Raw genomic sequence first — 12,796 nt, 5'->3', positions numbered from 1 at the left:
CATATGGGCCACCCGTGGACGGTCGACACCGCGGTCGTGATCCGCAAGCACCCCAACGTCTTCGCCGACGTCTCGGGCCTCCTGTACCGGCCCTACACTTTCTACGAGGGGCTGATCAAAGCCACAGAGTGGAACGTGCTCGACAAGCTGCTGTTCGCCTCGGACTACCCGATCACCACGCCCGCCGAAACGCTCTATGCGCTTCGCAACGTCAACGCCATCGTCGAGGGCACGGCGTTGCCGCGCGTCCCCGCCGACAAGATCGAACAGATCATCCATCGCGACAGCCTCGCGCTGCTCGGCCTCTCCTAAGACGAGTTCCGGTTCCATGCATATCGAAAAGTCCAAGAGCATCTACGACCGCGCGACCAAGGTCATTCCCGGCGGCGTCAATTCCGCCACGCGCCGGCTGAGCCAGCCCTATGCCTGGGAATGGGCCGAGGGCGCCTGTATCCGCGACGTCGACGGCAACACCTATCTCGACTACCACGCCGCGTTCGGTCCGATCGTGCTCGGCCATAACGACCCGGCGGTGAATGCCGCGGTCGCCAAGGCCCTGAAAGGCCCCGACATGGTCGGTGTCGGCATCACCGAGCAGGAGATCGAGCTCGCCGAGAAGGTGGTCCAGCACGTGCCTTCGGCCGAGATGGCGCTGGCCTTCTCCTCGGGCTCGGAAGCAACCTACATGGCAGTGCGCCTTGCGCGCGGCGTCACCGGGCGCACCAAGCTGATCAAGTTCCAGGGCACGTTCCACGGCTGGCACGACTACCTGCTGATGAACATTGCCAGCCCGGCCGACAAGATCGGCAAGAAGGACCCGGGCAGCGCCGGCCAGCTCGCCGACGCCATCGACAACACCATCATCGTGCCGTTCAACGACCTCGTCGCGGTCGAGCAGGCCATTGCCGACAATCCCGGCGAGATTGCTGCAATCTTCATGGAGGCGATCCCGCACAACATCGGCTGCGTGCTGCCGCGACAGGATTTCGTCGAGGGACTGCGGCGGCTGTGCGACCAGCACGGGATCGTGCTGGTGTTCGACGAGGTGATCACCGGTTTTCGGCATGGCCTCGGCGGCTACCAGTCGGTGCTCGGTGTCAAGCCAGACATCACCACGATGGCCAAGGCCATCGCCAATGGCTACCCCTGCGCCATCATTGCCGGCAAGCGCGAGCTGATGATGCAGTTCAGCACCGCGCCGGGCGGCAAGGTGTTCGTCGGCGGCACCTATAACGGCCATCCGGTCGGCTCGGCGGCGGCGCTCGCAACCATCGCAGCGCTCGAGGACGGCACCGTGCATGAGCGCACGTTCCGCCTCGGCGACCGGATGCGCAACGGCCTCGCGGAGATCGCCGGCCGGCTCGGCATCGAGATGGTGTCGGCCGGGTTCGGCTCGGTGTTCACCCCCTACTTCATGAGCGGCAAGATCGAGCGCTACGAGGACCTGCTGGTCAACGACACCGCTAGGGATGTCGGCTTCCGGCAGGGCATGTGCGAGCGGGGCATCTTCATGCTGCCCGTGCCGATCAAGCGCAACCACATCAGCGCCGCGCATACCGACGCCGATATCGATCGCACCCTGGAAACCGCGGAAATCGTCCTCAAAACGCTACGCTGACAGAGGCATTATCGCATGCAAAAAATGGTGTTGATATATGATCAAGCTCGTCATAGCGTTGTGATCTGAGGGCGGCAGGCGGGGCGACAGGGAAGCGCCCGGCGTACCGAACTGATCAGCGGGGCCCGCGGGTTCTGCGGTGCAATGTCGAAGAGCCGGGTCCGTTGGGGCGGACCTGGGACGTTTGCGGATGACGGCCGCAGGCGGTCGAAACGCCCCTAGCGACGTGTTGTCGGTTCAGTTTCGTCCAGGAGAGGGAAAGCCATGAAGACCACTAACACCACGGGGGGCATCGGTTCGCTGAACCGCCGCTCCTTCCTCAAGGCCAGCGGCGCATCAGCGCTGGCTGCAACCATCGTGCCCGGCCTGATGACCGGCACGGCCAATGCGGCCTATTCCGGCACGCTAGATATGCTCGCCTGGGATTTCCAGCCCGACACCATCAAGTCGCTGGTCGGCGAATGGACCGCGGCGGGTAATCCGGCCGTCAATGTCGCCGTGATCCCGAACCTCGGCTACACCCCAGCGTTGCAGACGCGCCTGCGGGGCGGCGACAAGATCGATCTCTATTACAACTTCGCCTACAACTCGCAGAAGTTCATCAACGAGGGCTGGGCGAAGACGCTGAACGGCCTGCCCGGTGTCAACGACATGATCGCCGACATGTTCGAGAGCGCCCGTGGCCGTCACGTGAACGCCGCCGGCGACATCATCAGCGCCCCCTACTTCTCGGCCGTGCACATGCTGCACTACAACGAGAAGTACCTCGCCGACGCCGGTCTCGCCGTGCCGACCAACCTCAAGGAGATTTACGACGCCTCCAAGGCGCTCTCCACCACCACCCCGGCGCCCTACGTCGCCTACTGGGTGAAGGAGTTCTGCGAGGAATACCTGCATACCTACCTGCTGAACGAGGGCATCACCGCGTTCGACACCGCCGGCCAGCCGGTCTTCGCCGATGACCCCAAGACCGTCGGTGTGTTCGAGTGGTGGCAAACCATGTACCAGGAAGGCCTCGCGCCAAAGTCGCTGCTGACCGACGATCCGGGCAAGCTCTCCAATGAGATGGCTCAGGGCAACGCGGCGTTCTACGTGCTGCACCACTACTTCCTGACCTCGATCCGTTCCCTCGAAGGCCCGCAGTCGGCCAACGTCAGGACGGCCCCGGCCGGCCCGACCACGCTCCAGATCGGCGAGGTCCTGCAGATGGGCCAGTCCGACAGCGAGGACGAGCGCGCTGCCGCCTGGGACCTGATGAAGTACTACGGCTGGAAGAACACAGACGGCAAGTTCAAGGTGTTCAACCAGTGGGCCAAGGCCGCCGGCCTCGCCGCTCCGTACGCCGGATTCTTCACCGATCCTGAAGTGATCGCCTCGTTCCCGGACTACTACGACCTCGCTATGCTGTCCGACACATTCGCGACCAAGTCGAACGTCGTGCCGGCCCGTACCCTGCCCTGGTATCCGGATTTCCAGGCCAAGGTGGGCGACATCGTGCATGCCCTGCTGCTCGGCCAGGCCACCCCGGGCAAGACCGTCGAGGACCTGACCGCCGCCGTCAAGGGCGCGCACGGCGGCCGGACGCTCTAGTCCATTCCCGCAGATGCCATCGCCCCACGGGGCGGTGGCGCTTCCATTCCATCCCGTCCGGCGTGATGGAGCTGGTCGATCATGGCAAAATGGGTCGCATGAGGAGCGCACGTGGCTGCAGCATCTGACTTGAGCAGGTCTTCCGCGAAAGCAGATCGCGCGTTCGGACTCAAGCTGGTGGCACCGGCGATGATGCTGCTGGCTGTGCTGCTGGCGGTGCCGACTGTGCTTACGGCGGTCTACAGCCTGCACGACGTGCCCGCGAGCGGCTCGAGCTTCGGACCGTTCGTCGGCATCGAGAATTACACGATCATCTTCTCGAGCCCGGTCTTCTGGCGCTCCGTCCAGGTGACGCTGACCTTCTCGATCGGTTTCGTTGTCCTCTCGACGCTGATCGGCCTCGCCATGGCCATGCTGCTCAACCAGCGCTTCATCGGTCGCGGCCTGGCGCGCGCGCTGCTGATCATTCCGTGGGCGACGCCATGGCTGGTGATCGGCATCCTGTGGAAGTGGTTTGCCGACGGCAGTGTCGGCGGGCTCAACGCCGTGCTCCTGATGCTCGGCCTCTCCGATACCTATCATCCGTTCCTGTCCGACCCGAATACGGCCCTGCCCATCACGGTAATCGCCGCTGTCTGGCGGCAGGCGAGCTTTGCCGGCATCCTGCTGCTCGCGGGTCTTCAGTCCCTGCCCGAGGAACTGTACGAGGCGGCTCAGTTGGACGGCGCCAACTGGTGGCAGCGCTTCACCAACATCACCCTGCCCTGGCTGAAGCCCGTGCTGATCACCGTCACCGTGTTCAACGTGATCTACGCCTTCCTGCAGTTCGACGTTGTCTTCGCCATGACGCAGGGCGGACCGGGCGACACCACGCAGGTGCTGAGCGTCCTGATCTACCGGCAGTTGTTCGTGAACACCAATATCGGGCTGGGCTCCGCGCTCGCCGTGATCCTCGGCGTCGTCGCGCTGGTCGGCGGTCTCATGATCGTCAAAATGTTCTATCGCAGGGAGGCCTTATGATGGCTACCGCAGAAGCCGACCACGGCCGGCGCCGCGGCTTGTCCGCGACCATCGCCCTCTATGCCGGTGTCCTCGTGTTCGCCATCTGGATCCTGTTGCCGGTCTGGTACCTCGTCGTCTCGAGTCTGATCACGCCCAGCCAGCTCGGCATCAAGCCGTTCCCGTTGGTGCCTTCCAGCATCACGTTCGACAACTATGCCTCGGTCCTGTTCGGCAATACCGGCGGCAAGGGCATCGGCAGCACGGACATGGGCACGCGCCTCGTGCCGGCCATCGGCCAGAGCATGTTGGTCAGTGGCTGCCTCGTCGTGCTCAACCTGCTGATCGCCGGGGCCGCAGCTTACGGGCTGTCGCGCTATCCGTTCCGTGGCGCGCGGGTTTTCGAGCTTTCGGTGATCGCGACACGTATCGTGCCGGCGATCGCCATCATCGGTCCGTTCTTCGTGGCCTTCCGGGTGATGGGGGTGCTGAACACGCCGTGGGCGCTGATCATCAGCTACAACGTGTTTACCCTGCCGCTCGCAATCATGATCCTCAAGAACTACTTCGACCAGTTGCCGCGCGAGATCGAAGAAGCGGCCAAGATCGACGGCGCGACGCGCCTGCAGACGCTGTGGATAATCATCGTGCCGATCGCCAAGCCCGGCCTCGTCGCCGCCGGCGTCTTGATCTTCCTCGAGTCCTGGAGCGAGTTCTTCTATGCACTCGTGCTGACCAACCAGCTCACCGTCCCGCCGCTGCTCGCCGGTTTCCAGTCGGTGCAGCAGTTCAACTGGAACGCCCTCGCCGCAGCGACGGTCATGTCGATGTTGCCGCCCACCGTGCTCGTCCTCATCTTCCAGCGCCACGTTGTCGGTGCACTTACCGCGGGTGTCGGCAAATGAGCCCAACGATCAAGGCTGCGGTGCTCAGTGCAGGTGCGTGGTCCCAGTCGAGCCACCTGCCCGCGCTCAAGGCCGATCCGCGCGTCGAGCTCGTTGCTATCTCGAGCCCGAATGCCGAGATGGCCTCCAACCTCGGCAGACAGTTCGACGTCCCGAGCTTTGGCGACTGGCGCGCGGCGCTGGCGACAAAGCCCGACATCGTCGTCGTTTCGAGTCCGCCCGTGGCGCATGAGGAGCAGGTGATCGCCGCCCTCGAGGCCGGCGCACACGTCCTCGTCGAAAAACCCTTCGCCCTGAGTGCCGACGCCGCCCGCCGGATGCGCGATACCGCCGAACGCTTGGGCAAGGACCTGCTGGTCGGCTTTGGTTGGCCCGCAGCACCGATCTTCTCGTTGAGCCGCCAGCTCATCGAGGCGGGCGAGATCGGACCGGTCGAGCACATGACCATGCACCTCGCGGTGAATACGCGCGCGCTGCTGTCGGGGGGAACGGATGGCGGCTGGGGCGGCAAGCTCGGCTCCAGCACATCGACCTATACCGACAAGGCCATCTCGGCTGGCGGTTCGGCAGCGGTGACCATGTCGCACCAGCTGGGCATGGTGGAGTGGCTGGTGGGTGAGCCGATCGTGGCGCTCAACGCGAGCACCTTCCCGCCGGCGAGCGAGATCGATCTCCATACGACGGTCAACGCCGAGTTCGCCGGCGGCGGATCGGCGGCGCTAAGCGCAGCCTCTACCCACAACTATCTGGCCCGGCCGCAGTGGCATATGGCGCTCTACGGCAGGAACGGCCAGCTCTGGGCCGACTCCGCCGCCGATACGCTCCGCCTCGTCCGCGCCGACGGCGAAGTGGTCGAGTATCGGGCGCCGGAGGCTTCGGGGGTCTATGACCCTGGCGCGCCGACCAAGGCACTGATCGCCTGCGCGTTCGGTGCTCCTGCCCCAGCCGGCCTCACCGCTCAACTCGCCGCGCATGTCGTCGCCGTTACCGACGCGATCTACCTCAGCGCACGCAATAACCAGAAGCTTCGAATCGAGCCGTAATGAGTACCAGTTCCACCCTGTTTTCCGGCGGCCTCATCGTCGACGGCCTCGGCAACGCGCCGGTGCGCGGCGACGTGCTGGTGATCGGCGATCGCATCGCTGGCATCTTCAGGGGCGCGCGGCGTCCCCCGGCCGACCGGATCGTCGATATCAGCGGGCTCTGTATTGCGCCGGGCTTTATCGACATGCACACCCATTCGGACCTGCAGGTGCTGGTGAACCCCGACCACACCTCCAAGCTCAGCCAGGGCGTCACCACCGAGGTGCTGGGACAGGACGGCTTGAGCTACGCCCCGGTCGACGATGCGACGCTGATCGAGATGCGCAGCCAGATCAAAGGCTGGAACGACGACCCGGCGGGCTTTGACTGGAACTGGCGCACGGTCGGCGAGTACCTGAAGCGCCTCGACGGCAACATCGCGGTGAACGCGGCCTATCTCGTCCCGCATGGCAACTTGCGCATGCTGGTGATGGGGAATGCCCCGCGCCTCGCGACTCCGGGCGAACTGGAGCAGATGAAAGCGCTGCTGCGCACCGCTCTGGAGGAAGGCGGCGTCGGCCTGTCCACCGGCCTCACCTACGTGCCGGCCATGTATTCCGACACCGACGAACTCGTCGCGCTGTGCGAAGTCGTCGCTGAGTACGGCGGCTTCTACTGCCCGCATCACCGTAACTACGGCACGGACGCGCTGGGCGGCTATGGCGAGTGCTTCGAGATCGCGCGCCGTTCCGGCGTGGCGTTGCACCTCGCGCACACCCATCTGAGCTTCGAAGCCAATCGCGGCAAGCTGCCGCTCCTGCTCAAGATGTTTGACGAGGCGATCGCCGACGGTGTCGATCTAAGCTTTGACGCCTACCCCTATCTCGCCGGTATGACGACGCTGCTGTCGCAACTGCCGAGCTGGACCCTGTCCGGAACTGGCGACGAGCAGATGGCGCGGCTGCGCGATCCGGAAACGCGCCAGCGCATCATTGAGGCGCTCGACGTCATCGGCTCGGACGGCCACCAGGGACTCACCGTGAACTGGTCGAGCGTCTATCTCGCGGGCCTGCCCGGTGCGCCGGAGATGGAATGGATGATGGAGGGCAGCGTCGCCGACGCCGCGCGGAAGCTCAACACTTCCCCTGCCGAACTCGCGCTCGATGTGCTGATCGCCACCGAGCGCGCGGCGCCTTGCGTGTTCTTCATCGGCCTCGAGGAGCATGTCCGCACGCTGATGCAGCGCGAGGAGCACACGGTGGGCAGCGACGGCATCCTCGTCGGCGACCGTCCCCATCCGCGCTCGTGGGGCACCTTCCCGCGCATGCTCGAAACCTATGTGCGCGAGGAGAAGGTGCTGACGCTCGAGGAATGCGTGCGCCATATGACCAGCTCCGCGGCCAATCGGCTGCGGCTGATGGATCGCGGCCGCATTACGGCCGGCGCCGTCGCCGATCTCGTCGTGTTCGACAAGGACAACGTGAAGGCGAACGCTACGTACGAGCACCCTCGCCAGGCGGCGACGGGCATAGTGCACGTGCTGGTCAACGGCCAGTTCGCCGTCGAGAACAATCGCGTCACCGGCCAGCGCGCCGGCCGGACGCTGAGACTGGGAGACTGACGATGAACGCAACAGCAATATCGATTGCCCGTGCAGCTGATGGCGCCACTTGGGCGAACCTCCCCGTCGCCACGCCCGGTCTAGTGCTTGACCTCGACGTACTCGATCGCAATCTCGACGAGATGGCTGAAATTGCTCGCTCGGCCGGCGTCGAACTCTTCCCGCATGCCAAGACCCACCGCATGGCTGAGGTTGGCCTGCGGCAGATCGAGCACGGCGCGGATGGCCTCTGCGTCGCCAAGCTCGGCGAGGCCGAAGCCTTCGCGGCGGCCGGCGTGAAACGGCTGTTCGTCGCCAACCCCATTGTCGGTGCCGACAAGGCAGAGCGGGCGCTTGCGCTGTCGCGAAAGGTCGACCTCACGCTCGCTACAGACAGCGAAGCGGCGGCCGCCAGCATCGGCGCCACTTTCGCGGCGGCCGGGGACACCGCCCGCATGATGCTTGCGATCGATTCCGGCCTCGGCCGCGAGGGCGTCACTGCCGACAAGGCCGCCGACGTGGCCCTCGCGGTCCACGCCGTTCCCGGCGTCGAACTCGTCGGCATCTACACCCATGAAGGCACGACCTACGGCGCCAAGGATCTGCCCGATCTCGCCTCCCGCGCCCGCGCTGCCGGGGCCTTTATGGTCGGGGTCGCCGAGTCGATCCGCGCCCGGGGCGTGCCGCTGCCGATCGTTTCGCTCGGCGCCTCGGCTTCGGCACGCGCCGTGGCGCATGTTCCCGGTGTCACGCAAATCCGCCCCGGGATTTACGCCTTCAACGATGTCGGTCAGATCGCGCTCGGCAATGCCAGCCTCGACACCACAGCCATCCGCGTGATCGCCACGGTGGTCAGCCACCCCGACCCCGAGCGTGCCTGCATCGATGCCGGCTCCAAGTCGCTCAGCACCGATCTGGTGCCGGCCTCGGCGCATCGCGAGCAGTTCCCCGGAATGGGGCTGATCGTCAACGCACCGGGCTGGGTGATCGAGCGGATGTCGGAAGAGCATGGCTGGCTACGCTGGCAAGGCGAGGGTGCGCCGCTCCCACTGCCGGTGGGCATGCGGCTCGAGATCGTCCCCAACCATGTCTGCATGGCCTTTGCCATGTTGCGACGCACCAGCATCGTGAATGGTGGCAAGATCGTTGACCAGTGGGACGGATTTGGTCCCGGCGCATCCGAATAGCAGGTGACGGAGAGGGACGGAATGTCGGAGTTCGAACTGCGGAGCGGCCAGGCGCTGCTCGTCGCCTCGCGGGGCACGGAACCGCGACACGGTCTCATGCGCTGGACGCAGCGGGACGGCAAGTGGGCGGGCGAGCACCTCGCCACGGTCCACCAGCTCTCCTGCCTCACCCGACACCCTACCCTGCCCGTGGTCTACGGTACGTCACGCATGGGCATGGAAGGCGATATCCACGCCTGGCGCATAGATGAGGGCGGCGCGACGACACTCGGCGAGAAGTCGAGCGAAGGCGCTGAGCCCTGCCACCTCGTGGTCGATTCAAGCGGCCAGTTGCTGATCGTCACCAACTACACCACCAGCACGCTCGGCGTGCAGCGCATCGCCACGGACGGCAGCTTCGACGGTCCGATCGCCCTACTGAAGCTCAGCGGCAGCGGTCCCGAAATCGAGCGCCAGGACGATGGGCACCCGCACCAGGCCTTCTTTGACGGCGACACATTGATCGTGATCGACCTCGGCGCCGACTTGGTGCGCGAGTTCACCGTCGACCCCACCCGTCCGGGCGCCGAGGCGCTGATCGCTGGCCGCACCACTGCCGTCCCCCCCAATACCGGCCCGCGCCACTGTGTCGTCCTGCCCGATGGCCGTCTCGCCATCAGCGGCGAACTCGGCTCCAATCTCGTCGTCGGCCGCCGGGGCGACGCGCCGTCCAACTGGGCCGACGTCAAGAGCACGCTGCAGACCGGCCCGGCTAAGACCCGCTGGGAACGCAACTATCCCGGCGATGTCCAGCGCTCACTCGACGGCAAGCATGTCTACTTCGCCAACCGCAGCCACGACACCATCACCACATTCGAGGTGTCGCGGGTCGACCCGGTGCTGGTGTCCGAACTCGATTCCGAGACCGCTTGGCCGCAGCACTTGCTGGTGACGGCCGACCATGTACTCGTCGCAGGCTGGGATTCCTCGTCGGTCAAGGCGCTGCCGCTCGCGAACGGCGTCCCGACGGGCGTCGAGCATGTGTTCGACTGTCCGGGAGCGGGCTGGCTTCTGCTCTGGGACTAGCCCCGCGATTTCCTGTGCCTCCGGCCGCGCCCATGGTGGCGGACCGGCCGGGGCGATGATACTCGACATCGGCGCCGAGGATGGGCGAGCGAGGAGGAGCAATGGCGAGGCGCGCCAAGGAGACAGGCGAAGACGGTGCGCTGGCCAAGGCCGCAAAGCCTTCCGGTACGCGTCGCAAGCTGGTCGCCAAGCCCACCTATACCGCCCCGGCGCTCGAGAAGGGCCTCGATGTGCTTGAGTTGCTGGCGACGCTGACGGTGCCGGTCACGCCGAGCCAGATTGCTCAGCGTCTCGGCCGCTCGGTGCAGGAAGTCTACCGCATGGTGCTGACGCTCGAGCGCCGCGGATACCTCATCCGGCCGCCCGGCGAAGAAGCACTTGTGCTATCAACGCAGTTATACGGCCTGGCGACGCTTTTCCCGCCGTTCCGGCGTGTGGTCGATGCCGCGCAGCCGATCATGAACGCGCTGGCGCTCGAAACCTCGCAGGCCGTCCACGTGGCGGTGCTCGATGGGCTCAACCAGCGCATCATCGCGCAGGTGGACAGCCCGGCTCCCATCGCCATCCGGCTGCGTGTTGGCGCCGCTAGCCCGGCTGTCCGTGGGACATCGGGGCGCACCATCGTCGCCTTCCAGCCGGCCCCCGTGAAGGAGTGGATCCTCAGTCAATCGGAAGCGCTCGTGCCCGCTGAACAGGTAGCACGCTTTCGCCTACGTATCGCCGCCATTGCGAGCCGCGGCTATGAGCGGATCGAGGGCGAAGTGGTGCAGGGTGTAACCGACCTCAGCTTCCCCATAATGAACGCTGCCGGCATCTCGATTGCCGCGCTCACCATGCCGTTCCTGACCAGCCAGCAGGTAATTGTGCCTTTCGACGATGCGGCGGTGATTTTGTTCGGCGCCGCCCGCAGAATCTCGGAGTCCATGGGCGGCCAGCTGCCCGAACCTCATTTCCCCCTCCCAATGGACGCGCCACTGGCATGAGCGAGCGCAATCCCTTTGCGCCAGACGACGCCGATCGCTTCTCAATCTGGGAGATGTTGGTGCGCCGCGATACGGATTTCTTCCTCAGCGGCGACTGGTCGCCTGTCGCCACCGACTATGTCGAGAACGGCTTTCTCGGTATCGACGCTGCCCTCTCGCTCGACCCCGCCAACTGGCGTCCAGCCTACTCGAGAGTCGCGGCCTATCGCGACGCCGCCATCGCGGCACGCTGGAACCCCGCCGACTTCGCCGAGCCCCTTCGCTCCGCTTGGTTCAGATGCCAGTCAATTGTCCGCGTCGACATCAATGGCGACGCAGCGCTAGCGCACAAGCGCATCGAAGGCCACGTTCTGCACAAGTCGGGGGAACCGATGTCACTGGCCTGGCGCTCGGTGTTCCACTTACGCCGCGAGAACCATGTGTGGAAGATCGCGGGCTTCACCGGCTATCTTCCACTGGACTAGTCCAAGCGTCTCTCGTGCCCCCGATTGGCTGCCGATGCGCTGGTGTTCGATGCCGAACTCCGTCCCGATCTTCCGCCCAGCTACGCCGGCACGCTCAAGGTAGCACAGGCTGCGCTGTCGCCGGTTGGCTAGCGTGGTAATCTCTCAACCACGGCGCCTATGCTTCTCGAGAAGCTGACCGCAGCCGTCGATGCAGCTGACGAGCATTAGCCGAGTACCGTCAGCCCACAGGCTCGCCTGGATCGTCCCGAAGGACCATTGGTCTAGTATGACCGGCGCGGCAGAGACCGCAATCCCTAGCGACTGTTCTCATTTTGTTCACGGTGCTATGAGTCCTCACCTCAGACGATCGGAGGTGACCCATGACCATAGCCATCCAACCCAATCAGTCGGCCCGCATCCGCCAGCTCAAGGCCGATCACCCCTACCTCGAGCCGCAGGATATCGCGCAGATGACCGGCGCCGACCTCGGCTTGGTGAAGGCGGCGCTGAGCCGGCCGGAGAAGCGTTTCAAGCCCAAGAGCCGGGTGCCGTTCAGGACGGGCAGGGTGTGATGGCAACTATCCCGGTGACCGCCCGAGAGTTTCAGCTGGCCGGCAAGTTCGTCATCCAGGACTGTTGCCGGGCGAGGCGACACTATATGGACACTCAATCAGGCCACCCAGCCGCCCCAAGATGTCGCTCTCAAGAACACCACCACTCCTCGCCATCTGGCCACCGCCTGGCTAAGCGCTCCTCGATCAGGATATCGCCGACATCGCGACCCGCAATTCTGATCGTAGCCAGAGTGCGTCTGCCAGTTCCGTCTAAACCGAACGTCTCCACGGTGAAGGCATTGCGATTGAGCAGGTCCAGCAGACGTGCACTGGCTTGCCTGGCCAAGGCCTTCTCCTGAGCACCGCCGCAGATGTCATTATACGGCTCAGGAGTGTCGAAGGACCGCAGTCGAAGATTTTTCCCCTCCAGCCAGATCGTGTCACCATCTACAACGCAGGTGTAGCGTTTCGAACCGCACATGGAGAATTGCACTCGCGGTCCTCCGGTGGCGCCCTGTTGGACGGCGGTCGATGTGGCAGCCAGCTTCTCGGTACGGTTGCTGGTGGCCCCAGATATTAGACCAAGTCCACCAATGCCGCAGAACGCCAGGATCACGAAGGCACCCACAGAGCGGCGTTCACGGCGTGAAATTAACGTGGGAGCACGTGGGAGCAACCGGGAGGGTCGAGGAACCAACCTAGGGAACTTCGGACGCAAAAACCGCGAAGAATAACGCGGCTTCAAGGCAACGTCTCACAAGCCACACCATCTCCGTCTCGATCCAGTCGATGTGGATCACCCGGTCCACTACGCTCGTAGAAATCC

General features: G+C 65.0%; 14 protein-coding genes. 12 read left to right on the top strand and 2 right to left on the bottom strand.

All coding sequences use genetic code 11. From position 1 onward, the window contains the following. From JWQ89_RS04945 to JWQ89_RS04890, 12 genes are all read left to right on the top strand, one after another. Positions 1-312: amidohydrolase family protein (locus JWQ89_RS04945; protein ID WP_299638941.1), on the top strand; the 312-nt coding region annotated here is incomplete at its 5' end. A gap of 16 nt (positions 313-328) precedes the next feature. Further along, the gene (locus JWQ89_RS04940) at positions 329-1,618 is read left to right on the top strand and encodes an aspartate aminotransferase family protein (RefSeq protein WP_299638939.1); all 1,290 of its coding nucleotides are present in this window, start codon (positions 329-331) and stop codon (positions 1,616-1,618) included. Between the two features lie 264 nt (positions 1,619-1,882). Then, the gene (locus JWQ89_RS04935) at positions 1,883-3,208 is read left to right on the top strand and encodes an ABC transporter substrate-binding protein (RefSeq protein ID WP_299638938.1); all 1,326 of its coding nucleotides are present in this window, start codon (positions 1,883-1,885) and stop codon (positions 3,206-3,208) included. A gap of 129 nt (positions 3,209-3,337) precedes the next feature. Further along, the gene (locus tag JWQ89_RS04930; protein ID WP_299638936.1) at positions 3,338-4,228 is read left to right on the top strand and encodes a sugar ABC transporter permease; all 891 of its coding nucleotides are present in this window, start codon (positions 3,338-3,340) and stop codon (positions 4,226-4,228) included. Further along, on the top strand, positions 4,228-5,112 hold the full coding sequence (locus tag JWQ89_RS04925) for a carbohydrate ABC transporter permease (RefSeq protein WP_299638934.1): 885 nt from the start codon (positions 4,228-4,230) through the stop codon (positions 5,110-5,112). Before JWQ89_RS04930 ends, JWQ89_RS04925 begins: the two co-directional genes overlap by 1 nt. Next, a complete protein-coding gene (locus tag JWQ89_RS04920) occupies positions 5,109-6,155 on the top strand; it encodes a Gfo/Idh/MocA family oxidoreductase (protein WP_299638932.1) in 1,047 nt (348 codons plus the stop codon). The genes JWQ89_RS04925 and JWQ89_RS04920 overlap by 4 nt, the downstream gene beginning before the upstream one ends. Continuing rightward, positions 6,155-7,756, top strand: a complete 1,602-nt coding sequence (locus tag JWQ89_RS04915; RefSeq protein WP_299638930.1) for a D-aminoacylase — start codon at positions 6,155-6,157, stop codon at positions 7,754-7,756. The genes JWQ89_RS04920 and JWQ89_RS04915 overlap by 1 nt, the downstream gene beginning before the upstream one ends. A 2-nt stretch (positions 7,757-7,758) precedes the next feature. Further along, a complete protein-coding gene (locus tag JWQ89_RS04910) occupies positions 7,759-8,922 on the top strand; it encodes an alanine racemase (RefSeq protein WP_299638928.1) in 1,164 nt (387 codons plus the stop codon). Between the two features lie 21 nt (positions 8,923-8,943). After that, positions 8,944-9,987, top strand: coding sequence for a beta-propeller fold lactonase family protein (locus tag JWQ89_RS04905; RefSeq protein WP_299638926.1), 1,044 nt, complete (start codon positions 8,944-8,946; stop codon positions 9,985-9,987). Positions 9,988-10,088: 101 nt separating this feature from the next. Continuing rightward, complete coding sequence (locus tag JWQ89_RS04900; RefSeq protein ID WP_299638924.1) at positions 10,089-10,970, top strand: IclR family transcriptional regulator; 882 nt, start codon at positions 10,089-10,091, stop codon at positions 10,968-10,970. Further along, on the top strand, positions 10,967-11,434 hold the full coding sequence (locus JWQ89_RS04895; RefSeq protein WP_299638922.1) for a hypothetical protein: 468 nt from the start codon (positions 10,967-10,969) through the stop codon (positions 11,432-11,434). The genes JWQ89_RS04900 and JWQ89_RS04895 overlap by 4 nt, the downstream gene beginning before the upstream one ends. A gap of 362 nt (positions 11,435-11,796) precedes the next feature. Further along, positions 11,797-11,988, top strand: coding sequence for a hypothetical protein (locus JWQ89_RS04890; RefSeq protein WP_299638921.1), 192 nt, complete (start codon positions 11,797-11,799; stop codon positions 11,986-11,988). Positions 11,989-12,118: 130 nt separating this feature from the next. On the opposite strand, the gene JWQ89_RS04885 is transcribed toward JWQ89_RS04890, so the two are convergent. Then, a complete protein-coding gene (locus JWQ89_RS04885) occupies positions 12,119-12,463 on the bottom strand; it encodes a thermonuclease family protein (RefSeq protein WP_299638920.1) in 345 nt (114 codons plus the stop codon). Between the two features lie 248 nt (positions 12,464-12,711). Next, positions 12,712-12,796: excalibur calcium-binding domain-containing protein (locus JWQ89_RS22470; RefSeq protein WP_366143968.1), on the bottom strand; the 85-nt coding region annotated here is incomplete at its 5' end.

This window comes from Devosia sp., from assembly GCF_028290645.1.
GTDB lineage: Bacteria > Pseudomonadota > Alphaproteobacteria > Rhizobiales > Devosiaceae > Devosia_A.
The sequence above is the reverse complement of the archived record's forward strand: the minus strand, read 5'-3'. Positions and strand labels throughout refer to the sequence as shown.